This is a genomic window from Ruegeria sp. D6 (assembly GCF_056534365.1).
The window spans coordinates 1,079,121-1,101,007 of record NZ_JBQFPH010000001.1; the positions used below are offsets into that span (position 1 = coordinate 1,079,121).

Here is a 21,887-nt window from a genome sequence, read left to right on the forward strand (position 1 = left end):
ATTTGTAGCTGTGCCGCGTCTATACCTTTGCGCGGCCCAAGTTTAAGGTGCGCTCAACTGGCCGATTGCGCCACAGCCTTGCTGCGGGTAAACGGCATACGACTGCATACCAGACCGGAGCGACCGATGTCTCAAACCCGCACTGAATCCGACAGCTTTGGCCCGCTTGAGGTGCCTGCCGATAAGTACTGGGGCGCGCAAACGCAGCGTTCGATCATGAACTTCCCCATCGGCTGGGAAAAGCAGCCCGTCGCCATCGTGCGCGCGTTGGGTGTGATCAAAAAGGCCTGTGCAATTGAAAACAAAGCCATCGGCAAGCTGGACGCCAAGATCGCCGACGCGATCATACAAGCGGCCGGTGAAGTGTTCGAAGGCAAGTTTGACGACAACTTTCCTCTGGTCGTATGGCAAACCGGCTCGGGCACGCAATCCAATATGAACTCGAACGAGGTCATTGCGAACCGCGCGATTGAGATTATGGGTGGCGAGATTGGCTCGAAAGATCCCGTTCACCCGAATGATCACTGCAATATGGGTCAATCCTCGAACGATACTTTCCCCACCGCGATGCACATCGCCACAGCGATGAGTGTGCGCGATGTGTTGATGCCCGGGCTTGAGAAGTTCGCCTCGGCGCTGGAAGCCAAGGCAAAAGAGTTTGCCGGTATCATCAAGATCGGCCGCACCCATACGCAGGATGCCACGCCGTTGACGTTGGAACAGGAATTCGGCGGGTATGCGCATCAAATTCGTCAGGGCATTGCGCGTGTAGAAGCTGCAATGCCCGGTATCTATGAACTGGCTCAAGGCGGTACTGCTGTGGGTACCGGTTTGAACACGCATGGCGGCTGGGATGAGGCTGTCGCCAAGAATATGGCCGATATCACCAGCCTGCCCTTTGTGACCGCGCCGAACAAATTCGAAGCTTTGGCCGCACATGATGCGATGGTCTTCCTGTCGGGCGCGTTGGCCACGATCGCCGGTTCCTGCTACAAGATTGCCAACGATATCCGTCTGTTGGGTTCGGGGCCCCGCTCAGGATTGGGTGAGCTTATCCTGCCCGAAAACGAGCCCGGTTCCTCCATCATGCCCGGAAAGGTGAACCCGACACAGGCCGAAGCGCTGACTCAGGTGGCCGCGCATGTGATGGGCAACGACGCAGCAATGAAGTTTGCAGGTTCGCAGGGCCATTTCCAGCTGAACGTCTACAACCCGATGATGTCCTATAACCTGCTGCAGTCGATCCAGCTGCTGGGCGATGCGACCGACAGCTTTACGGAGCGGATGTTGTTGGGCATCAAAGCCAACGAGCCACGCATCGACAAGCTGATGAAGGAATCCCTGATGCTGGTGACTGCTCTGGCACCGACAATCGGGTATGACAACGCCACGACCGTCGCCAAAACAGCGCACAAGAACGGCACAACACTTAAGGAAGAAGCGATTGCGTTGGGCTTTGTGGACGAGGCGACGTTTGATGCGGTTGTACGGCCCGAGCATATGATTGGACCCAAGGACTGATGGGTAAACCGGTTAACCTGAACCGGTTTCGAAAAGAAAAAGCGCGGGCTGAAAAAAAGGCCCGCGCGGATGCAAACGCTGCGAAACACGGGCAATCCAAAGCCGACAGGACCGTTGTAAAGCTGCAGCAAGACCGGCAGCGCCGGGACCTTGACGGTCACAAGGTCGACGAATGAGTGGACGTCCTGTCAAACGCTCCCTGACCTTGCAAGGTCATCGAACATCCGTTTCGCTTGAGGATGAGTTCTGGCAAGCCTTCCGTGACATCGCGCGGAAAAAAGATATCCCAATCAATGTCCTGGCGGCAAATATTGATGCAGAGCGCGACCCGGAAACCGGACTGGCTTCGGCCATTCGTGTCTTCATTCTGAATTGGTATCGTCAAACCGATTGAGTACTTGATTTCAAACAATCGCGTCGCTTATCCTCGCGGAGAACAAAAAGGGTACATTCATGAACGATTTGGCAACGGGCCCAGATGGAAAACCTCGGTGTTCGTGGTGCAACGCCGCGCCCGAATTCTTTGACTATCATGATAACGAATGGGGATATCCGGTTTCCGATGACAGACGATTGTTTGAGAAACTTTGCCTCGAGAGCTTTCAGTCGGGCCTGAGTTGGCGCACTATTCTGTCAAAACGCGAGAATTTCAGAGCAGCGTTTTGTAAATTTGATTTCAATAAGATAGCAGAGTTTTCTGACGCAGATATCAATCGACTTCTGGACGACAAAGGCATCGTGCGACACCGCGGTAAGATTGAAGCCGTTATCAACAATGCCTGCCGCGTGCAGGACCTAATCGCTTCCGAAGGATCATTGGCCGCTTATGTCTGGAGGTACGAGCCTACGGCGCCACCCGCCCCGCAAAGCGCTTCCACGTCGGCAGAATCCATTGCGATGTCGAAAGATCTGAAAAAACGCGGTTGGAAATTCGTAGGCCCCACCACGATCTTTGCCTTTATGCAGGCCATGGGGTTGATCAATGATCACGCCAACGGATGTGTCATGCGCGAAAAAGCGGCGCAGATGCGCCGCGATTTCATCAAGCCCGAATAGATTACCCCACGATCAGATCGAGGCGCGGAAGATATTGTCGATATTCCCGCCGAGCGCTGCGTTGAATTCTGCGTCAGATTGCTGTTTGGACAGCCCTTCGGTCAGTGCGCGCGAAAACGAGGCGATCATCCTGCTGTTTTGGCCAAGCAGGTCGCAGGCCTGCTCGGTCGAGTATCCGCCGGACAGCGCCACAACTCGCAGGACGCGCGGGTGATCCGCCACCTCATCATAAAGGTTGGCCTGGCTGGGGATGGTCAGCTTCAGCATCACTTCCTGACCCTCGACCAATTGATCCAGATTCTTCAGAATTTCTGATTTCAGAATGTCCTCAGCCTCGGCCTTGGTTTCCGAGTGGATGTTTACCTCAGGCTCGACAATTGGGACCATTCCCGCATCAGTGACCACGCGTGCGACCTGGAACTGCTGCGCGACAACGTCGGCAATGCCCTGAGCATTTGCTTCGTGGATAACTGAGCGTTCCTTGGTGCCAAAAACACCATCCGCCTTGGCCAACGTCTCAGCCAGCCCCGGAATTGGCTTCATCATCTGAACACCGTTGGCCTGATCCTCAAGTCCTTTGTCGATTTTCAGGAACGGCACGATGCCTTTTTCGGACCAAAGGTAATCCGCAACCTTCTTGCCGTCGATTTCTTCACCCAAAGTCCGTTCGAACAGGATCGCGCCAATCACTTTATCCTTGGTGAAATCGTCAGCCAGAATGATCCGCGCGCGCATCTTCTGAATCTCGCCGAACATCTCTTCGTCTGATCCGTAATCCGATGCTTCAACACCATACAAAGCCAGCGCTTTGGGGGTTGAACCGCCGCTTTGGTCCAGTGCTGCGATAAATCCTGCGCCTTCGGACATCTGCGCGCGCTGTTCTGCTTTCGACATAACTCAATCCCGTTCAATATGATTCCGCGTTTTCAATCCGCATACAGCATGCCGAAGAGCGATGGTAGTTTGTTAGCGCTCAACCAAGCGCAACCAAATTCCGTCTTTCGATCTGACGGTCAAATGCGCGACCGGTACCGGCGTTTCGTCTGGTATTGTTTCGAATCGGTAACGACGCAAGAGCATCGATAAGATCAAAGGACCTTCTACCATCGCGAACCCTGCGCCCGTGCAGACCCGGGGGCCAGCCGAAAAGGGAATATAGGCCTCGCGCTGGCATTTCTTTCCGTTTTCCGTCGTCCATCGCGTGGGGTCGAAATCGTCCGGCCGGTCCCAAAGCCTTTCGTGCCGATGTAAGTGCCAGGGGCTTACAACGATCTGAGAACCCTGCAAAATATCCCGATCACGGAAGCGTTCAGGACATGTCGCCTCGCGCACCATCATTGGAACTGGTGGATACAGGCGTAAAGCTTCACGAAACACATCGCGGCTAAGTTTTAGTTGGGACATGGTTGAAAACTCGGGCATGTCCAGAGCTTTCGCTTCCTCAGCCAGCTTTTCCTGCCAGTCCGGATACATCGCTATCAGATAGAGCGTCCAAGCCAGTGCAGACGCGCTGGTTTCATGCCCCGCCAAAAAGAAGATGGCGACCTGATCGACCATTTCCTGCGCATCAAACCGGTCTCCAGTTTCCGGATCTGTTGTCGTCATGATCTTGGTGGCCAGATCATCGGGGGCCGACCCGTTTTCGATTGCTATAGCGCGTGCATCCGTCAATCGGCTGATCAGATCCCGAATCTCGCTGGCGGTTTGGCGAGTTTTGCGAGAATGAAATCGGGGCATCCAGCTTGGAACCGGAACGAATGCGGCCAGGTTCAGCAAGGGCTGTTCGCGCTGATAGATTCTGAATTTATCGAAGACCTGCGCGGCAACCTCATGTTCGATGGGAACCGAAAACAGGGTGCGGAAAATCACATCCGCCGCGACATGGCTTGTGATTTCTTCACATTCCACCTTCTGCCCAACCCTGCCAGAAAGCCGATCCGCACAAGCCTGCGCCGCATTTAACATTGCAGGAAACGTATCTTTCAAACGTCCGCCTTCAAAGGCGGGATCAATGATCCTGCGCTGCCGTTTCCAGACTTCGCCATTGGTCAGGAACACGGACCGGCCCAATAAGGGGCGTAAGCCTTCGCTGATGCGATTTGATTTTGGAAACGCATCCGGGCGCTCTTTCAGAACAGCGTGGATCAGATCGGGTTGGTTGACCATATACGAGCGAAAGAACAGCGTTCGGAATTCAGCCATCCATGCTCGATATAGACGCTGGGGCTGAGCAGACAGCAAGTCTTGCCGAAACAGACGTAGATACCGCCACAGCGAGACTTTATCCGGTCGTGCTTCGGGCTTTGGGGGCGTCATGCTTCCACCGCAATGTATTTCGAAACCGCCCGTTCAATGCGCGACCGAGATGGCGCGCGCCTTTCAAACCGCTGTTTCAATGTTTCAGGACCTGCGGTGATGCGGAAATAGTCATAAAGTCCAGGTTGATCGAACGCACAAAGATATTGAAAGTGCAGGCGAAAAAAGCGCCAACGCAATTGCTGCCATCGCGCAGGGGACAGTGTTTGGGTGAAGGCCGCAGAAAGAACCAGCGGCCCGCATTTTTTGGGGCCAGCGACGCCGCTGACCGCGACCGGATCGCACAACGCAAACGCGCAGCCATCCCCTGGTGCAGAGACATCGATCCAAGTCATATCCGCGCGTTCGGACAGATATTTAAGATCAGCGCGAAGCGTGTGTGCCTGCGGTAGAAACGAAACCATTGGCACCACCTGCCCCAAGGTCAGAAAGGATAAGACTGGCTTATCCTGTACACCGCCCCGTCGTCGTAAAACATCTGCCAACACTGACACACCAAGATGGGCGCCAGAGCTGTGACCTACGACCAGCACCTCATCGGTGTCTGTGTCCAGCGTCTCGGTGATCAGGTCAGAAAACTCCCGCAGCCTCGATTGCAGATCTTGCGAGTGCGCGCCGTATAGCTTCGCCGAGTGGGCATAGTCATGCATGAGGTAATAAGCGAACAGTCGATTATCGATCTTTCGGAACCATTGCATCAGAGCATAGATTACCCCGGCAGCAGGTACCAAAGACCACCACCCAACGAGTGGTTTCAATACAGCGACTAAACCCCAAGCAATAAACAACGATGCCAAAAGCTGCAGCAGCAGCATTGCCACCGGGTATAGCGCCGCAATTACGGGCCCCTTGCGCAGCTGCATCAGCCGCCAAAGCGTACCGGTCGAGATATATATCCAGGCGGTTCTCGCCAGTTGCAGATAGGTTGCCGGTATCGATTGAGCCATGCTGTCACGCACGATATCCGACCAGACCAGAACCTGAACATCTGCATCAACAGGACTGCCGTCCTGCTGAGAAGTCACCTGCCAGCCGTAGGGACCTTCGCCCGTCCTAGCGCTAATATCGATCTGGTATCCCGATATCTCAGCCTGGGCGCCCCCCTCTTTGCGGTAGAGCTCTCGATATCGGCGCGGATGAATCGGGTCGTAGCCGGGAATGTAAAACACCCGGCGTTTGCGCACCTGCGGATTGGATTGCTGACTGCTCATTACCCGGCCCTCTGCGCCAAAGATTAGCGCAGCGTTGACGCCAAGGTAAGACCTGGCGTCTATCCATCCGCGTTTAATGCCAGAGGGTTAACCGAGGTTTGCCAATGCCGGGAATGTTTCCAGCAGCCACCAGCTGAATTCGGTGAACAAACCGGTGACAAGCATGATGCCAACAAAAAGCAGCAGCCCGCCCATCACCTTCTCGATTGTGCCCATATGCGGTTTGATGCGGTTCATAACCGCCATCGAGCGGTTCAGGAACATCGCAGCCAGCAAGAATGGAATGCCCAGGCCTGCCGCATATACGCCAAGCAATACGGTGCCACGCGTGACTGATGCTTCGGAGGCGGCCAGCGACAAGATTGCACCTAATTGTGGGCCGATACACGGCGTCCAACCGAAGGCGAAGGCCAGTCCCAGAATATATGCCCCGAACACAGATCCGCTGGAGTCACCCGTATCAACGCGTGCCTCACGATCCAACAAAGGAATACGGAACACGTTCAGAAAGTGCAGGCCAAAGACAATGACGACAGCGCCCGAGAGTTTGGCGAAAAGCACCTGATTCTGAAGAACAAACGCCCCAAAGACCGAGGCTGTAAAGCCTAGCAGCAGGAACACGGTCGACAGACCCAGAACAAAAAACAGTGCCGCCAGGGTCGCCTTGCGCCGCGCGCGCGCCTCATCCTGCATCTCGTTGATAGTCACACCGCTCATATACGCGAGGTACGGTGGCACAATCGGCAGCACGCAGGGAGACAGAAAACTTATCAACCCGCCCAGCATGGCGATAAACATGGCAGGCAGAAGGCCCGCGTCTATGATCTCAATTCCGAACATGACTCAGCACATATGGTATCGCGCGGGTTTCGTCACGAGGCCATTCGGTCACATCCTCGTGGTTGCGCGCTGGACAGTATCGCTCGTTAGAAATATCTCAGCCCCATGACCAATGAGATTGAAACACTGGATGCGTTGGGATTGTTGTGCCCCTTGCCTGTTTTGAAGGCTCGGAAGCGCCTGAAATCCTTGCCTGCGGGGGGTATGCTGCGCGTGCTGGCCGATGATCCTGCCGCGATTATCGACGTACCGCATTTCTGTACCGAATCTGGCCATACACTTGTCTCGCAAGACACAGTAGATGGTCATCAGATATATGTGATCCAAAAATCGGCCTGAGGATTCTTTGGAACGCACCCTAATGAAAAAGGCGGGCCAGTTGGCCCGCCTTTTTCTTACTGTCCCAATGACCACCACCCTCGGCGCTTTGGCTTGGCCGGCGCGGGTTCGGGTTCGTCTGCCACTGCCTCCAAGACCGGCTCTGGGGTGGCAGCCTCAATGACTTCGGGTTCTGCTGCCACGGTCGATTCTTCGGCTTCTTCGGCAACCAGTTCAGGCGCTTCAGCAGGTTCCTCTGGCACTTCTTCAGCGACTTCAGAAGCCGACGTTGCTTCGGCGATCTCAAGTTCTGATGGTGCATCAGCACTATCGGGCTCAGCGGCTGGTTCGATGCTTTCAGACTCATCGGCTGGCTCTTGCTGTTCAGCCTCGGCGGCCTCAGCATTGACCGGCTCTTTCTGCGGATCGGAGTTCGCATTATCCGCTTCGGTCTGCGTCTCACTTGCTTCGACTGTGGCCTCAGTATCCTTTTTGCGTCGGCGCGGTGCCCGGCGCTTTTTCGGTTTGGCCGCTTTCTCAGCATCTTCCTCAGCAACAGGCTCCGCCTCGGTCTGCTTGGCTTCGACGCTCTCAGCTTCGTTGCTCGAGTCGGTTACACTGTCTGCGTCAGACTCGTCCGCATTGCCATCCGGCGCGTCACCATTGCCCGAACTCTTCTTGCGCCGGCGCCGACGCCGTTTACGCTTGGGCTTGGTCTCTTCCTCGCTCTGAACCGCAGTTTCTTCTTCGGTTTCGTCCTCATCCGTGGCGTCGACCATATCCATCAGCGACGCATCAACCGATACCACCGGCGCAGTTGCTTCAGGAACAACGCGGCTCGCGGTCTTGAACTTCTCCATCGAGAAGTCGGGACTGACCAAATGAACGTCCCCTTCGATCCGAACCGACAAACCATACCGCGCTTCGATCTGCGCGATATGTTCGCGTTTCTGGTTCATCAGGAAGTTGGCGATGCTAACCGGGCAACGCACCAATACCTCACGCGAACGGCGGCGAGTGCCTTCCTCTTCAATCTGGCGAAGGATTGACAGTGCCATATTGTCGTCCGACCGGATCAGGCCGGTACCATGGCAAGACGGGCATGGCTGGGTCGTCGCCTCAAGCATTCCAGGACGCAGACGCTGACGGCTCATTTCGAGCAGTCCAAAGCCCGAAATCCGGCCCACCTGAATACGGGCACGATCCGTTTTCAGCTTGTCTTTCAGTCGTTTCTCAACGGCCGAGTTATTTTTGCGCTCGTCCATATCGATGAAATCGATCACGATCAGACCGGCCAGATCGCGCAGACGCAATTGGCGCGCCACTTCTTCGGCGGCCTCCAGATTGGTCTTCAACGCGGTTTCCTCGATCGAACCTTCTTTGGTCGCCCGACCCGAGTTCACATCGATCGCCACCAGCGCTTCGGTCACGCCGATCACAATGTAACCACCGGATTTCAGCTGAACCGTCGGGTTGAACATCCCAGCCAGATAGCTTTCCACCTGATATCGCGCGAATAGCGGCAGCGCGTCTTCGTATCGCTTCACGTTTTTGGCGTGCGACGGCATGATCATCTTCATGAAGTCTTTGGCGATGCGATACCCGCCCTCGCCTTCAACCAGAACCTCATCGATGTCGCGATTATACAAGTCGCGGATCGAGCGCTTGATCAGGTCGCCTTCTTCATAAATTTTCGCAGGCGCAATGGATTGCAACGTCAGCTCGCGGATCTGCTCCCACAGTCGTTGCAGGTATTCATAGTCGCGCTTGATCTCTGATTTGGTCCGCTTGGCACCCGCCGTACGAACGATCAGACCTGCGCCCGTGGGCACGTCAATTTCAGCAGCAATGTCCTTCAGTTTCTTCCGGTCAGCGGCATTGGTGATCTTGCGGCTAATTCCGCCGCCCCGTGCGGTATTGGGCATCAGTACGCAGTACCGACCCGCCAAAGACAGATACGTGGTCAGTGCCGCACCCTTGTTGCCGCGCTCTTCCTTGACCACCTGCACCAGCAGGACCTGACGCACCTTGATAACTTCTTGAATCTTGTAGCGGCGCGGGCGTGGCTTGCGCGGAGGACGGATATCCTCGCTATCGTCTTCGTCCGCCACCGACTCGATGGTATCGTCTTTCGAAGCCGCGTCAGCGCTTTTGCTTTCTGTCTCGCCATCCGCCTCGGGCTCATCGCCAGAAGCTTCCGCCTCTTCTTCGTCAGACTTGGCTTCGACCTCATCCGAAGGTTCTTCTTGGTCGGTATCAGTTGCTTCGACAGGCGCGTCTTCCGCTACCTCAGCAGTCTCTTCTGGCGCTTCCGCCTGCTGATCTACATCTTCTGACTTGGCTTCTTCGGTCGGAGCTTCTTCAGCGACAGGCTCGGCGGCATCCTCAGGCTCTTCCACCGGCGTCTCGGCAACGATTTCCATCGGAGACGTCCCTTCGGGCACCTCCGTCTCTTCACCGTCATCCAGATCGATGGTTTCCATTCCGGTCGGCTCTGAGGAAACCTCCAGCGTCTCAACCGGATCGTCCGTCTTGACGTCAGCGGCCTTCGAGCGCGAACGCGACCGGCGCTTCTTGGGCTTTGTTTCCTCGGCCTCATCCCGCGCCTTCATCGCCTCGGCATAGGCGCGCTCTTCCTCCATCAGCGCTTCGCGGTCAGCGACGGGGATCTGGTAGTAGTCGGGATGGATTTCGGAGAAGGCCAGAAACCCGTGCCGGTTCCCGCCGTAGTCCACAAATGCCGCCTGTAGCGACGGCTCAACCCGTGTTACTTTTGCAAGATAGATGTTGCCAGCAAGCTGGCGTTTGTTTTCGGATTCAAAGTCAAATTCCTCAACCTTGTTTCCGTCGACCACCACAACGCGGGTTTCCTCCGCGTGGGTGGCATCGATAAGCATTTTCTTAGCCATGTGTCCTTGGTGCACCGCGCCAAACGCGTTGTCCTGACCCGTCCAGGCGGACAGGCGCTTTTGGGGAGGTGTCTTGTACGGGCGATATCGGACGGCGCGCGGCAGGGTCTGGCGCTTTGGCCCCCTGCCCGTATACTCAATCGTTGCGCGCGCGTCATCGCGGTTCTTCTCCGACAGGCGCGTCTATATGCGGCCCGCCCATTTATTCCTTTCACCCGCATAGACGGGTTCAGGCGTTCATCTGCCCCATTGGGGCATAATCGGTCTGCCGCGCCGCGCGGGATCTATCCTCACCATCAGCTCAGCAGCGAAACTCAAAACACGGGGCTTGCAGGCACAAAATACCCGGCCCGTTCGATCACAATAAAAGCAGTCCTGTGGAAAAGACAATGGGCAAACTGCATCGCGACCCAAGAACGCGCCGAAGAGTCCCTTCATCTGTTCAAAAATATCCAGGGGTTGAATTGAACCGCAGGCTCAAGAGGGGGCCAGCCCCCTCCTCCGCTTTCACAGGTAGTCCGAACGCTGCAATCCGTACTTCGCCATCTTTTCGTTCAGTGTCCGGCGTGGCAGGCAGAGTTCTTCCATCACCGAGGCGATCGATCCCTTGTGACGGCGCATCGTATTGTCGATCAGCATCCGCTCGAAGGCTTCAACATATTCCTTCAGCGGCTTGCCTTCAGTTGTCATCACTGGCTGCATCTCTTCGTGATCCGACATCAGCAGCGAAGCAATTGTCCCCGACCCGCGCCGCGACTGCAGCACCGCACGCTCAGCAATGTTGATCAACTGCCTCACATTCCCGGGCCACGGGGCCTGAAGCAGCTGAGCCGCTTCCTGCGCACTGACCTGAGGCGCGTCGCAGCCATATTCCTCTGCGAACTGTTCGCTCAGACGGGTGAACAGCGTCAGGATGTCCTCACCCCGCTGTCGCAGCGGAGGCATGGTGATGCGCAGCGCCGCCAACCGATAGAACAGATCGGGACGCAATACATCTTCTGAGGTTTTGCCCGCTTCCTGCAGGTTCGAAATCGCAACGATCCGCGTTTCCGCAGGGGTGCCCTGCTCATTCATAACGCTCAATAGACGGGCCTGCAGCGTATCACTCAGGGCTTCGACATCCTCAAGAACCAGCGTACCGCCGCGGGCCTCTTCGATGGCGGGCAACTGCGTGTCTTCGGGGAGCATCGGGCCAAACAGGCGTTTCGACAGCGCTTCTTCCTCAAGTGCTGCGCAAGAAACCAGGACGAATTTCTTACCCGCCCGGCTACCAACCGCGTGCAATGCATGCGCCACCAAAGTCTTTCCGGTTCCGGTTTCCCCATCGATCAGGACATGACCATCCGCCTGCCCCAGATCCAGAATATCTTCACGCAACCGCTCCATGACGGGGCTGGCACCGATCAGCTTGTTCATGATCTGCGTACCGCCAGACAGCTCACGCCGCAGGGCTCGGTTGTCAAGCGTCAGACGACGCGCATTGCTGGCGCGTTTGGCCAGTTCGGACATGCGATCGGGGTTAAACGGCTTTTCAAGGAAATCGAACGCCCCGACACGCATCGCCTCTACGGCCATTGGCACGTCACCATGTCCCGTGATCATGATCACCGGTAGCGTGCTATCGGCCCCCATCAGCTTTTTCAGCAGTTGAATGCCATCCATTCCCGGCATCTTGATGTCAGAGATCACGATCCCGGGATATTCTGGCCCCAAGACCTTGAGCGCATCCTCGGCACTTGAAAAGGTTTCGGTGTCGTACCCCGACAAAGCCAGCCACTGGCTGATCGACTGGCGCATGTCCTGTTCATCATCCACGATGGCGATTTTCATGGCCTGTGCCATAGTCACTTCCTCTATTCCGCGGCCTCAAGGCCGTCGCTTCCCAATATGGGCAATTGCATCTCAAACACCGCGCCACCCTGTTGGCCGTTGCGCGCGGTCAGCCGTCCGCCATGGTCGTTCACGATCCCGGACGAGATGGCAAGCCCCAGACCAACGCCGTCCCCCGGGCGTTTGGTCGTATAAAACGGCTCGAACAGGTTTTCGATATCCTCGATCCCGTGGCCATTGTCCCGCACGGTCAGTACCGCAGTTTCACCTGCAGCGAGAATGATCTCGACATCCGGCTCATCCACAGACTTGGTCGCATCCAGCGCATTGCGCAAGAGATTGACCATAACCTGTTCGATCCGCATCCGATCACCCATCACTATAACAGGTTCTTCGGGCAAAATCTGGGTTATCTTCACATGCCGCTGACGCAGCTGCGGTTCCATCATCGACAGGGACGAGGCCAGCGCTTCGCCAAGATTTACTGGCGAAAACGCATCTGCACCTTTGCGCGCATAGGATTTGAGCTGGCGCGTGATCGCCCCCATCCGCTCGATCAATCCGTCGATCCGCCCAAAGCTGGCCAACGCCTCTTCGGGCCGGTTTCGACGCAAAAGCAGACGCGCGCCGGCCAGATAAGTTTTCATCGCAGCCAGAGGTTGATTTAACTCGTGACTGACTGCCGCAGACATCTCGCCAAGTGCTGCCAGTTTTGAGCTCTGGGCAAGGGTTTGTTCGGCAACTTCCAGCGTCTTTTCAACACGTTCACGCTCAGCGATTTCCCGCTGCAGCCTTACGTTCAATGCGCGAAGCTCCGCCGACTCGCGCTGGAACAAGGTCATGCGCAACGTCGCCCTGCGGCTGAGCGCATAGAAGGTCAGCGCCAGAAGAATCGCAAATGCCATGATCTCAAGCGCCAGAACGCTGTTCACCCGCTCGCGGATCGATGAATAGGTGGTGAACGAGGTCATTTGCCAGCCCCGGAACGGAATACGGGTCTCCATCCGCATCACAGCCTCGCCCTGAAGATAGGCATCCGGGGGCAAAGCACTCCAATCGGTTGTGGCCCGGATTGCGCGCTGGATCGCGTTCTGAGGGGGTTGGCGCAACATGGCACCGCTTTCATCCAGACCCCGCCACTGAGGCTCGGTCGAGAGGATGATCGTACCAGTGCTGTCTGTGACCATCACCGCGTCAGAAATACCAGCCCAGGCGCGTTCAAATTTCTGCAAATCAACTTCGACAACGATCACGCCAAGGATCTCTGCATTCGCCTCGATTCGCCGCGAGTAGACAAAGCTGTAACCGCCGGATTCACGTGGAATGACCGAGAATATCGTGGCATTCGACCGGATAGCATCGATGAAGTATGGCGAGTTCCGGTGGCTTTCCTGCAACCGGTTCCGGTCGGTTGCAGCACGTGTCAGGCCATCCCCATCCAGCAAAACCAGCGAGGCCGCCCCGATTTCTTCAACGAAAGAGATCAGGCGCTGGCTCGACAGCGTGTAATCGCTGGATTGCAGGGCCGAAATCAGGGTGGGGTCACGGGCAAGCAACTGCGGCACGATGGCGTTGCGCCGCAACTCACTCAGCAGGTTGCCGGAATACAAGGCTAACCGCAGTTCGGCGCGGTTTCTGGTCGATTCGGTGAAGCGACTGGTTAGCAGACTGTTGGTGATCCACACTGTGGCGACGGTAGCAAGCAGCAACAAAAACACGGCAAGACGCAGCCGCCAGCCCATAGGCGCGCCGCGAAACCGGTTCAGAAACCCTTTGCTGTCTGCTTGATCTTCCGCGCTCATGTACTGACGCTACGCGTCCCGACTGATGACCTCAAGTCACGCGGGCGTCAGCACCCCGGCCAATGCGCGGAAGAGCGCCGTTCCGTCGGTGCCTCCGTGGCCTGAATCCGCCGCCCGCTCGGGGTGGGGCATCATGCCTAACACGCGCCGGTTGTGCGATAAAATCCCTGCAATATCGTCGCGCGAACCATTGGGATTTTCGGCATATGTGAAGGCAATGCGATCCTGATCCTTCAACTCGGCCAAGGTCTCATCGTCTGCGAAATAATTGCCATCGTGATGCGCAATCGGGATATCGATCACATCCCCGGCATTGTACCCTTCAGTAAAGGCGCTATCGCTGGTTTCGACCTTCAGTCCGATCGTTTTGCAGATGTATTTCAGACCGGCGTTGCGCAACAGCGCGCCAGGCAGAATTCCGGTTTCGGTCAGAACCTGAAAACCGTTGCAGATACCGACGGCATAGCCACCACGCTCGGTATGCGCGGCCAGCGCTTTGCAAATGGGCGATTGGGCCGCAATCGCGCCGCAGCGCAGATAGTCACCATAGGAAAACCCACCCGGAACACCGACAATATCTATGCCCTCGGGCAGCGCGGCATCCTTGTGCCAGACCATATCGACGGAAAAACCGGCCTGCTCGAAAGCAACGGCAAGATCACGATCGCAGTTGGAACCGGGGAAAACAATGACGGCTGCGCGCATGGCGGACCCTCCTAGGTCGGAAAACTCAGAGCAGTTCGATCTCGAAGCGTTCGATGACCGTGTTGGCCAACAGCTTTTCGCACATCTTGGTTACGTCCGCCTCGGTCGCGCCGTCTGCCAGTTCCAGATCGATCACCTTGCCCTGACGGACACCTTCGACCTGATCAAAGCCCATCGCACCCAATGCGTGACGCACAGCCTCGCCCTGCGGGTCCAGAACCCCGTTCTTGAGCATCACATGCACACGTGCTTTCATTTTCGAGAACTCCACTGATGGACCGCGCATCGATCCGTTTCGTTGGGCGCGGGATACCCCGCTTGGGCTTGTCGGACAACCCTGTCGATATGAGACAGGATCAGTTGATCAGCGTTGGTTTTGTGACATTGCTTTTGGGCAGAACGCCAAGACGGCGGGCGACCTCAGAATATGCATCAGTCAGACTACCCAGATCACGGCGGAACACATCCTTGTCCAGCTTCTGACCGGTTTCGATATCCCATAGACGGCAGCTATCGGGGCTGATTTCGTCCGCAATGATCAGTCGTTGGAAATCGCCTTCGAACACGCGCCCGATCTCGATTTTGAAATCGACCAGACGAATACCAACCGCCAGCATCACGCCGCTCATGAAATCATTAACGCGCAGTGCAAGGCTCAGGATATCGTCCATATCCTGCTGGCTCGCCCAGCCGAATGCCGCAATGTGCTCTTCGGTCACCAGCGGATCACCCAGCGCATCGTCCTTGTAGCAGTATTCAACAATCGGGCGCGGCAGTTGAGTACCCTCGGCGATACCGAGGCGTTTGGACATCGATCCGGCGGCATAGTTGCGGACGATCACTTCCAGTGGAATGATCTCACAATTCCGCACAAGTTGTTCTCGCATGTTCAGACGGCGAATGAAATGCGTCGGAACTCCGATCTGGGCCAGACCGGTCATGAAGAATTCGCTTAACCGGTTGTTCAGAACGCCCTTTCCATCGATCACGTCTTTCTTCTCGGCGTTGAAAGCTGTGGCGTCATCCTTGAAGTACTGCACGATGGTGCCCGGCTCGGGACCTTCATACAGGATCTTGGCTTTACCTTCGTAAATCTTCTTGCGACGCGCCATGAGCGACCTTTCCAGTCTGGGGAAAGGGAATGAGTCCCTTCACGTTGGCGCCCTCATAGTGCAAGCCCCGCTTTCCCGCAAGTTCGCAACCCCGAGAGGCTTTGACGCAGCGCAAATACCTTGCGCACAGGGCGTCGTATAGTCATATCATCAGAAAAGAACATCTAACCCAAGAGGTCCCCAACCAATGACCACATTCGACGAACGTGAAGCCGCGTTTGAAAACAAATTCGCTCATGACGAAAAGATGCAGTTCATCGCCCGGATGCGCCGCAATCGATTTATGGCTGTATGGGCCTCGGCGCTGAAAGGCGAGACTGTGGAACAGGCGCGTAAATACGGGCAGGAACTGGTCCACACCGACCTGCAGAATGTCAGCGAAGACGATGTTGTCGAGGCGGTCAAAGGGTACCTCGGTGATCTCGCGGATGAGGCTAAAATCCGCGAGAAGATGGTCGAACTTCTGGTCGAAGCCAAAGAGCAGGTGATGGCGGAAGCCGAGTCCTGATGCCTGAGCTGCAAAACTCATGATCTTCATGAGTTTTATGAATTTGATTTGACGCCCCGGTCATGAGACACGGGGCGTCTCATATTTTGACGGGCTGTGGCCCCAATTTTGGAATACTCCAATGACAAACGCGCTCAGCAACCTTCTGGAAACCGGTGACGTCATTCTGGCGGATGGCGCAACCGGGACGAACCTGTTCAACATGGGCCTGCAATCAGGCGATGCGCCGGAATTGTGGAACGTCGATGCGCCTGACAAGATTCGTGCTCTGTATCAGGGCTCGGTCGATGCCGGCAGTGATCTGTTTTTGACAAACACATTTGGTGGAACAGCCGCGCGTTTGAAGTTACACGACGCCCAGAACCGCGTGGCCGAGCTGAATCGTATTGGCGCTGAACTGGGTCGCGAAGTCGCTGATAAGGCAGGTCGCCCGATCATCGTGGCCGGCTCTGTTGGCCCGACCGGCGAGATCATGGAACCTGTCGGCAGTCTTTCACACGCCGAAGCCGTCGAGATGTTTCATGAACAGGCTGCGGCGCTAAAGACTGGAGGCGCAGATGTTCTGTGGCTTGAGACCATAAGCGCGCCGGAAGAATTCCGGGCTGCGGCAGAAGCGTTCGCTCTGGCAGATATGCCGTGGTGCGGCACCATGAGTTTTGACACGGCTGGCCGCACAATGATGGGTGTTACATCTTCTGATCTGGCAATGATCGTGGAAACTCTGCCCAATCCTCCGGTTGCGTTCGGGGCGAATTGCGGCACTGGTGCCTCGGACATACTGCGGACGGTGCTTGGGTTCGCTGCCCAAGGAAACGAACGTCCACTGATTTCCAAGGGCAACGCAGGGATCCCGAAATATGTGGACGGTCATATCCATTATGATGGAACACCTGAACTGATGGGCCAGTACGCCGCCATGGCGCGCGATGCAGGTGCAACGATCATTGGCGGTTGCTGTGGCACCATGCCTGCGCATTTGCGCAAAATGCGCGAGGCGTTAGATAACGGTCCGCGCGGCGAACGCCCGACCCTGGATCAGATCGTATCGGCGCTTGGTCCGTTTACCTCAGCCTCAGATGGCACTGGGGACGAGGCCGTTCCCGAACGGCGCACTCGTCGCCGCCGCCGGGCCTGATTGAATGATCAGCGCCCTTCAAATTTCGCAGGGCGCTTTTCCAGAAAGGCTACGACGCCTTCGGCAAAGTCTCGGGTACGTCCGCATTCGCCCTGCAGGTGGGCTTCGGCCGCAAGTTGCTGAGGTAACGTTCTATCGTAAGTTCCCCGGATCGCTTGTTTGATCGCGCGAAACCCAGAGGTTGGGCCATTCGCCAAATACGCAGCTCTCTTGCGCCAATGAGCGTCGAACTCATCATCTGCAACCGCTTCCCAGATCAATCCCCATTCATCCGCCTGGCGCGCGCTGATCTTGTCTGCAAACAACGCTGCACCCATCGCTTTGGCAAACCCCATCTGACGCGGCATGAACCAGGTGCCGCCTGCATCGGGCAGCAGACCGATCCGAGCGAAAGCTTGCAGGAAATAGGCACTCTCGGTTGCTATCACCACATCGGCACAAAGTGCCAGGTTAGCCCCCGCCCCCGCCGCAGGCCCGTTAACAGCCGCTATTGTTGGCACGGGGCAATCATAGACCGCCTCAAGCATCGGTTCATATTCGTCGCGAAGCGCGCGTTCGAGGTCGATCTTTCCTGTGCTCGACGCGTCACCCAAATCCTGACCTGAACAAAAGGCAGGTCCAGCACCGGTCAGGACGATCGCGCGAGCGTGTTGCGCGGCATCTTTCATTGCGTAGGTGATCTCGGCCCGCATCTGCGTCGTCAACGCATTCATCTTATCCGGCCGGTTCAATGTCAAAACCGCCAAATTATCAGTAATGTCCAGAAGGACCGCTTCGTATTCCATGCAAAACCTCAGCTGCGCAGCGTTCTGCAAAACACTGACGCAAATGCGGAAAAAGGAAAAGAAGAACCGCGCGTCAGTCTTCCAGAATTCGGCGCAGACGCTCTTGTTCTTCCTCACTAAGGCCTTCGGAATGCGCTACTTCTTGATGCTGCGCACGCTTGCGCAAAAAGTTCCACCCCATGCCGGCCGCTATCAGCAGCATGACAGGAGCCGACAGCCATAACAACAGATTGGCACCGGTCGCGGTGGGTTTCAGCAGCACATATTCGCCATAGCGATCAACGATGAAGTCCACAACCTCTTGATCAGTATCCCCCGCAACCAGACGTTCTCGCACCAAGATACGCAGATCACGCGCAAGTTCGGCATTGCTTTCGTCAATGCTTTCGTTCCTGCACACCAAGCAGCGCAGACCGGTACTAATATCCCGCGCTCGTGTCTCGAGCGCCGGGTCGTCAAGCACTTCATCCGGCTGAATAGCCATGATCGGGGATGCAATCAGCAGCAGGATAACAAGCAGGCGCTTCATTCGGCAGGAACCCCGCTTGTAGGCGTTTTCCGTGCACCGGCTGCAACACGGAAACGGCGATCCGACAGGCTGAGCACACCGCCCAGAGCCATGAGGATACATCCGCCCCAAATCCAGTTGGCCAGAGGTTTGATATAGGTTCGCATCACCCAGCCGCCATCAGCTTGTTGATCCCCGATCACAACATATAGATCGCGCAGAAAGCGATAGTCGATTGCAGCCTCAGTTGTCGGCATCCGTGCCACAGGGTAGTCGCGCTTTTCCGGGTTAAGAGTCGCGATATAGCGCCCGTCCTTCTCAACAAGCACATCCGCCATGGTTGAGAAATAGTTCGGCCCCTGTACCTGACGCACATCTTGCAACGTCAACGTAAACTGCCCCACTTCAAAAGGCTGACCCGGTTGAGCGACACGAATATCCTCGACTTCCCAAGCGGTTAGGCCTGCGATGGCAAACATGGTGACACCCAAACCACAATGGGCCACCGCCTTACCCCAGTCTGCGCCGGGCAGTCGAAACAGGCGTCCAAAACTGCCTTTGCGGCCAGTGCGGCTCCAAAGATCGACGATGGCGCCGAAGGTGATCCACGCCCCCAGCAACAAACCTACGGGTCCCAATGCGCTGCGTCCGGTCTGCATCACCCAGACCAGTATCGCGATCGTGACCGCCAGTACAAATGCATAGCGCAAAGACCATGCCGCCCGGCTTAGCTTGCCCCGCTTCCACGGCAGCATTGCGCCGACGGGAAGAACGATTCCGAGGGCGACCATGAATGGGGTAAATGCCGCATTGAAGAACGGCGCGCCCACCGAGAGTTTTCTATCGAACGCCATCTCGGCCACCATTGGCCACATTGTGCCAAAAAACACGACAAAGCAGCTAACTGCCAACAAGATGTTGTTCAGAACCAATGCACTTTCGCGGCTGACCATTCCGAAGACACCCTTCGCCTCCATCGCCTGCGCGCGTGCAGCAAACAGGGTCAACGCACCGCCGGTAAAGATGATCAGGATGAACAGGATAAATACGCCACGCTCAGGATCATTGGCAAAAGCATGGACCGAAGTCAGCAGCCCCGATCTCACGATAAAGGTCCCGATCAGAGAAAACCCAAACGCGATGATCGCAAGCAAGATCGTCCAGCTTTTCAACGCCTCGCGTTTTTCCACCACGATGGAGGAATGCAATAGAGCGGCCGCCAGTAGCCAAGGCATAAAGCTGGCGTTCTCAACAGGGTCCCAGAACCAGAACCCGCCCCAGCCCAATTCGTAGTAGGCCCACCATGATCCAAGTGCGATACCGATCGTCAGGAAGACCCAAGCCGCCAATGTCCAAGGCCGTACCCAACGCCCCCAAGCCGCGTCCACCCGGCCCTCGATCAATGCAGCAACGGCAAAACTGAACGCCATGCTGAGGCCGACATAGCCCAGATACAGGAATGGCGGATGGAAGGCCAAACCGGGGTCCTGCAGCAGCGGGTTCAGGTCCCGCCCATCGAACGGAGGAACAGGCAGTCGGTCAAACGGGTTCGATGTGAAGAGGATAAAGGCATAGAAAGCCACTCCGATCGCGGCCTGAACGGCCAGCACCCGCGCCTTTAAGGTCGGAGGCAAGCCAGCGCCGAATATGGCGGCCATCGCGCCGAATATCGCTACAATCAGGACCCATAACAGCATCGAACCTTCATGGTTTCCCCAGGTCCCGGTGATCTTGTAGAGCATCGGTTTTGCCGAATGGCTATTCTCGACCACGATCCGCAACGAGAAGTCAGACGTGGTAAACGCCCAGACCAGCGCACCAAAGGAAAAGGCGGCCAAGATGAACTGCGTGATGGCGGCCGGTTCAGCGAAAACCATCCACCCGTTCCAACGGTTGGCAGCCCCGATCAACGGCACCACAGTTTGGACGATGGCAACGAGGAAGGCTAAGATAAGTGCGAAATGGCCGAGTTCTGTAATCATGGCCTGCTTATACTGCGGCACCGGTGCAAGTGCCATTCACATTCGCCTCGGATCACCGCACATAATGTCGCGCCTCAGGTCCTTCGTAGCCGCTTCCAGTCCTCCAATGCAGGGTTCGAATCCGGCTGGTTGACTGCTTCGGCCAACGATGCGTCCGAGCCAGTATCGGCGACACCCGGACTGTCATCGCGCAACCCGCGGATCGTTTCAAGATTGGCGATCACCTCAGGCGCCCTCAGCATTGTCGCGCTGATTTCTCTTTGAAAATCCTGCGCTTTGATCTGATGCCGCGCGCCAAAGTAAAACGACACGATCACCCCTAACAGCCACCACAGTGGCTCTGGCACCAGCGCAATTCCCTGCATACGTGCTGCGAACCACAGCGGATCGATCATGGCGGCCAGAAACAAACCCAATGTTCCCAAAGCCAGCGCCGGTCGCGGAAGGCGATTCAGCCCATCCATGAATCGATCAAACCTGGTTTTGCTTGGAGCTTGGAATTCAGTGCCGAATTGCGTCATGGCCGCACCGCGCAGTTCGACAGAACGCTCGGCACCGCTTTCTACATTTTCGCGAAACACTTCCGCAGTTTCGCGAACCACATTGCGACCTCCGCCAAACAAGAGCGCCAACAAACCCGAGATCAAACCCATCCTGAAACCCTTTTCTGAAACGCGTCCTCGCTCAGATGATACTTGGGCGATAAAAACTCTTCGGCACGCTTGATCCATCCGCCTTTGCCGCCCGCGCGAGTTCTGGCATATTTGCGAAGAGCGATCCGCCGGTCTGCTAAACGGAAGTAATAGTTTCGTCTTGCGACCCCATAGGCATCGCGAAACACCAGAGGCTTTGGACTGGCCGCCTCGCGGCTTGCCTCTGCAGTCTGAGGGCCGATGACCCCGTCAACCGTAACGTCATACTCCATCTGCCGCAGCAGGTTCTGCAGGATTTTCACCGCTTGAGCTCCTGCATTGACGTACATGTCGAACACGGATGCCTGTACGGCTTTCGGCAGCACCTGAAGGCGTGGTTTCTCAAAATAGTGTTCCAGAAAAATATCGACGGCCTGCGCTTTGCTAAGCATGCGCACGTCTTGTTGCGTCACCGAACCATCTCGGTCCAGATCGAGACCCAATCGGCGCATGGTATGGATCGTCACCCCGTATTTCGTGGCACCGCCGGGATCATCGGGGTCATCCACAAAACCACCTTCCCGCGCCACGATCCCTTTTGCAATCTGCCGCACTGTCCGCATTGCCGCCCCCTCTGCCAAACTTTGGTAAACGGTCGGACAATTTCGTTAACACCACTGCAAAACAAAGGGCGCAGCCTACCTCTCGCACGCAACG

General features: G+C 56.5%; 22 protein-coding genes. 7 read left to right on the top strand and 15 right to left on the bottom strand.

Going from position 1 to position 21,887, the window contains the following annotated elements:
• Positions 1-126: 126 nt before the first annotated feature.
• From fumC to ACR0A1_RS05420, 4 genes are read left to right on the top strand one after another with little or no spacing between them, the layout of a single operon-like run.
• Positions 127-1,521, top strand: a complete 1,395-nt coding sequence (fumC, locus tag ACR0A1_RS05405) for a class II fumarate hydratase (RefSeq protein ID WP_480866552.1) — start codon at positions 127-129, stop codon at positions 1,519-1,521.
• Positions 1,521-1,697 (top strand): DUF4169 family protein, encoded by a 177-nt coding sequence (locus tag ACR0A1_RS05410; protein ID WP_170393154.1) that lies wholly within the window; start codon positions 1,521-1,523, stop codon positions 1,695-1,697. The genes fumC and ACR0A1_RS05410 overlap by 1 nt, the downstream gene beginning before the upstream one ends.
• On the top strand, positions 1,694-1,915 hold the full coding sequence (locus tag ACR0A1_RS05415; RefSeq protein WP_170405591.1) for a ribbon-helix-helix domain-containing protein: 222 nt from the start codon (positions 1,694-1,696) through the stop codon (positions 1,913-1,915). The genes ACR0A1_RS05410 and ACR0A1_RS05415 overlap by 4 nt, the downstream gene beginning before the upstream one ends.
• A gap of 59 nt (positions 1,916-1,974) precedes the next feature.
• Positions 1,975-2,577: a DNA-3-methyladenine glycosylase I gene (locus ACR0A1_RS05420; RefSeq protein WP_170510052.1), complete on the top strand. Its 603-nt coding sequence runs from the start codon at positions 1,975-1,977 to the stop codon at positions 2,575-2,577.
• Positions 2,578-2,589: 12 nt separating this feature from the next.
• Here the strand turns inward: ACR0A1_RS05420 and ACR0A1_RS05425 are convergent, their stop codons facing one another.
• The 4 genes from ACR0A1_RS05425 to ACR0A1_RS05440 form a co-directional block, all read right to left on the bottom strand.
• Positions 2,590-3,471 (bottom strand): fructose bisphosphate aldolase, encoded by an 882-nt coding sequence (locus ACR0A1_RS05425; RefSeq protein ID WP_480866554.1) that lies wholly within the window; start codon positions 3,469-3,471, stop codon positions 2,590-2,592.
• Positions 3,472-3,543: 72 nt separating this feature from the next.
• Positions 3,544-4,893 carry a cytochrome P450 gene (locus tag ACR0A1_RS05430; RefSeq protein WP_480866556.1) on the bottom strand — a complete coding sequence of 450 codons (1,350 nt, stop codon included), beginning with the start codon at positions 4,891-4,893 and terminating at the stop codon, positions 3,544-3,546.
• Positions 4,890-6,104 carry a hypothetical protein gene (locus ACR0A1_RS05435; RefSeq protein WP_480866558.1) on the bottom strand — a complete coding sequence of 405 codons (1,215 nt, stop codon included), beginning with the start codon at positions 6,102-6,104 and terminating at the stop codon, positions 4,890-4,892. Before ACR0A1_RS05435 ends, ACR0A1_RS05430 begins: the two co-directional genes overlap by 4 nt.
• An 87-nt stretch (positions 6,105-6,191) precedes the next feature.
• Positions 6,192-6,944 carry a cytochrome c biogenesis CcdA family protein gene (locus ACR0A1_RS05440; RefSeq protein WP_170393160.1) on the bottom strand — a complete coding sequence of 251 codons (753 nt, stop codon included), beginning with the start codon at positions 6,942-6,944 and terminating at the stop codon, positions 6,192-6,194.
• Between the two features lie 105 nt (positions 6,945-7,049).
• Here ACR0A1_RS05440 and ACR0A1_RS05445 point away from each other — a divergent pair, with 105 nt between their 5' ends.
• Positions 7,050-7,283, top strand: coding sequence for a sulfurtransferase TusA family protein (locus tag ACR0A1_RS05445; protein ID WP_170393161.1), 234 nt, complete (start codon positions 7,050-7,052; stop codon positions 7,281-7,283).
• A gap of 56 nt (positions 7,284-7,339) precedes the next feature.
• Here ACR0A1_RS05445 and ACR0A1_RS05450 read toward each other — a convergent pair whose 3' ends face one another.
• From ACR0A1_RS05450 to purC, 6 genes are all read right to left on the bottom strand, one after another.
• Complete coding sequence (locus tag ACR0A1_RS05450) at positions 7,340-10,171, bottom strand: Rne/Rng family ribonuclease (protein WP_480866560.1); 2,832 nt, start codon at positions 10,169-10,171, stop codon at positions 7,340-7,342.
• 507 nt (positions 10,172-10,678) lie between these two features.
• Positions 10,679-12,013, bottom strand: coding sequence for a sigma-54-dependent transcriptional regulator (locus ACR0A1_RS05455; protein WP_170393162.1), 1,335 nt, complete (start codon positions 12,011-12,013; stop codon positions 10,679-10,681).
• Between the two features lie 11 nt (positions 12,014-12,024).
• Positions 12,025-13,803 (bottom strand): sensor histidine kinase, encoded by a 1,779-nt coding sequence (locus ACR0A1_RS05460; protein WP_370644429.1) that lies wholly within the window; start codon positions 13,801-13,803, stop codon positions 12,025-12,027.
• A gap of 36 nt (positions 13,804-13,839) precedes the next feature.
• Positions 13,840-14,508, bottom strand: a complete 669-nt coding sequence (gene purQ / locus ACR0A1_RS05465; RefSeq protein ID WP_170393163.1) for a phosphoribosylformylglycinamidine synthase subunit PurQ — start codon at positions 14,506-14,508, stop codon at positions 13,840-13,842.
• A gap of 25 nt (positions 14,509-14,533) precedes the next feature.
• Positions 14,534-14,764, bottom strand: a complete 231-nt coding sequence (gene purS / locus ACR0A1_RS05470) for a phosphoribosylformylglycinamidine synthase subunit PurS (protein ID WP_010439914.1) — start codon at positions 14,762-14,764, stop codon at positions 14,534-14,536.
• 100 nt (positions 14,765-14,864) lie between these two features.
• Positions 14,865-15,620, bottom strand: coding sequence for a phosphoribosylaminoimidazolesuccinocarboxamide synthase (gene purC, locus ACR0A1_RS05475; protein WP_170393164.1), 756 nt, complete (start codon positions 15,618-15,620; stop codon positions 14,865-14,867).
• Between the two features lie 187 nt (positions 15,621-15,807).
• Here purC and ACR0A1_RS05480 point away from each other — a divergent pair, with 187 nt between their 5' ends.
• Positions 15,808-16,128, top strand: a complete 321-nt coding sequence (locus ACR0A1_RS05480; RefSeq protein WP_170393165.1) for a DUF1476 domain-containing protein — start codon at positions 15,808-15,810, stop codon at positions 16,126-16,128.
• A gap of 121 nt (positions 16,129-16,249) precedes the next feature.
• Positions 16,250-17,263, top strand: coding sequence for a betaine--homocysteine S-methyltransferase (bmt, locus tag ACR0A1_RS05485; protein WP_480866564.1), 1,014 nt, complete (start codon positions 16,250-16,252; stop codon positions 17,261-17,263).
• Between the two features lie 8 nt (positions 17,264-17,271).
• Here the strand turns inward: bmt and ACR0A1_RS05490 are convergent, their stop codons facing one another.
• The 5 genes from ACR0A1_RS05490 to ACR0A1_RS05510 form a co-directional block, all read right to left on the bottom strand.
• The gene (locus ACR0A1_RS05490) at positions 17,272-18,048 is read right to left on the bottom strand and encodes an enoyl-CoA hydratase-related protein (protein WP_170393167.1); all 777 of its coding nucleotides are present in this window, start codon (positions 18,046-18,048) and stop codon (positions 17,272-17,274) included.
• A gap of 73 nt (positions 18,049-18,121) precedes the next feature.
• On the bottom strand, positions 18,122-18,577 hold the full coding sequence (locus ACR0A1_RS05495; RefSeq protein WP_170405571.1) for a cytochrome c-type biogenesis protein: 456 nt from the start codon (positions 18,575-18,577) through the stop codon (positions 18,122-18,124).
• Positions 18,574-20,538, bottom strand: a complete 1,965-nt coding sequence (locus tag ACR0A1_RS05500; RefSeq protein WP_480866872.1) for a heme lyase CcmF/NrfE family subunit — start codon at positions 20,536-20,538, stop codon at positions 18,574-18,576. Before ACR0A1_RS05500 ends, ACR0A1_RS05495 begins: the two co-directional genes overlap by 4 nt.
• A 74-nt stretch (positions 20,539-20,612) precedes the next feature.
• Positions 20,613-21,191: a holin family protein gene (locus tag ACR0A1_RS05505; RefSeq protein ID WP_480866566.1), complete on the bottom strand. Its 579-nt coding sequence runs from the start codon at positions 21,189-21,191 to the stop codon at positions 20,613-20,615.
• Positions 21,182-21,793 (bottom strand): holin-associated N-acetylmuramidase, encoded by a 612-nt coding sequence (locus ACR0A1_RS05510; protein ID WP_480866568.1) that lies wholly within the window; start codon positions 21,791-21,793, stop codon positions 21,182-21,184. Before ACR0A1_RS05510 ends, ACR0A1_RS05505 begins: the two co-directional genes overlap by 10 nt.
• Positions 21,794-21,887: the final 94 nt, after the last annotated feature.

Bases quoted from the DNA above. Each gene is read 5' to 3' on its own strand.
- fumC (WP_480866552.1), top strand. From the start codon at position 127: ATGTCTCAAACCCGCACTGAATCCGACAGCTTTGGCCCGCTTGAGGTG.
- ACR0A1_RS05410 (WP_170393154.1), top strand. From the start codon at position 1,521: ATGGGTAAACCGGTTAACCTGAACCGGTTTCGAAAAGAAAAAGCGCGG.
- ACR0A1_RS05415 (WP_170405591.1), top strand. From the start codon at position 1,694: ATGAGTGGACGTCCTGTCAAACGCTCCCTGACCTTGCAAGGTCATCGA.
- ACR0A1_RS05420 (WP_170510052.1), top strand. From the start codon at position 1,975: ATGAACGATTTGGCAACGGGCCCAGATGGAAAACCTCGGTGTTCGTGG.
- ACR0A1_RS05425 (WP_480866554.1), bottom strand. From the start codon at position 3,471: ATGTCGAAAGCAGAACAGCGCGCGCAGATGTCCGAAGGCGCAGGATTT.
- ACR0A1_RS05430 (WP_480866556.1), bottom strand. From the start codon at position 4,893: ATGACGCCCCCAAAGCCCGAAGCACGACCGGATAAAGTCTCGCTGTGG.
- ACR0A1_RS05435 (WP_480866558.1), bottom strand. From the start codon at position 6,104: ATGAGCAGTCAGCAATCCAATCCGCAGGTGCGCAAACGCCGGGTGTTT.
- ACR0A1_RS05440 (WP_170393160.1), bottom strand. From the start codon at position 6,944: ATGTTCGGAATTGAGATCATAGACGCGGGCCTTCTGCCTGCCATGTTT.
- ACR0A1_RS05445 (WP_170393161.1), top strand. From the start codon at position 7,050: ATGACCAATGAGATTGAAACACTGGATGCGTTGGGATTGTTGTGCCCC.
- ACR0A1_RS05450 (WP_480866560.1), bottom strand. From the start codon at position 10,171: ATGGCTAAGAAAATGCTTATCGATGCCACCCACGCGGAGGAAACCCGC.
- ACR0A1_RS05455 (WP_170393162.1), bottom strand. From the start codon at position 12,013: ATGGCACAGGCCATGAAAATCGCCATCGTGGATGATGAACAGGACATG.
- ACR0A1_RS05460 (WP_370644429.1), bottom strand. From the start codon at position 13,803: ATGAGCGCGGAAGATCAAGCAGACAGCAAAGGGTTTCTGAACCGGTTT.
- purQ (WP_170393163.1), bottom strand. From the start codon at position 14,508: ATGCGCGCAGCCGTCATTGTTTTCCCCGGTTCCAACTGCGATCGTGAT.
- purS (WP_010439914.1), bottom strand. From the start codon at position 14,764: ATGAAAGCACGTGTGCATGTGATGCTCAAGAACGGGGTTCTGGACCCG.
- purC (WP_170393164.1), bottom strand. From the start codon at position 15,620: ATGGCGCGTCGCAAGAAGATTTACGAAGGTAAAGCCAAGATCCTGTAT.
- ACR0A1_RS05480 (WP_170393165.1), top strand. From the start codon at position 15,808: ATGACCACATTCGACGAACGTGAAGCCGCGTTTGAAAACAAATTCGCT.
- bmt (WP_480866564.1), top strand. From the start codon at position 16,250: ATGACAAACGCGCTCAGCAACCTTCTGGAAACCGGTGACGTCATTCTG.
- ACR0A1_RS05490 (WP_170393167.1), bottom strand. From the start codon at position 18,048: ATGGAATACGAAGCGGTCCTTCTGGACATTACTGATAATTTGGCGGTT.
- ACR0A1_RS05495 (WP_170405571.1), bottom strand. From the start codon at position 18,577: ATGAAGCGCCTGCTTGTTATCCTGCTGCTGATTGCATCCCCGATCATG.
- ACR0A1_RS05500 (WP_480866872.1), bottom strand. From the start codon at position 20,538: ATGATTACAGAACTCGGCCATTTCGCACTTATCTTAGCCTTCCTCGTT.
- ACR0A1_RS05505 (WP_480866566.1), bottom strand. From the start codon at position 21,191: ATGGGTTTGATCTCGGGTTTGTTGGCGCTCTTGTTTGGCGGAGGTCGC.
- ACR0A1_RS05510 (WP_480866568.1), bottom strand. From the start codon at position 21,793: ATGCGGACAGTGCGGCAGATTGCAAAAGGGATCGTGGCGCGGGAAGGT.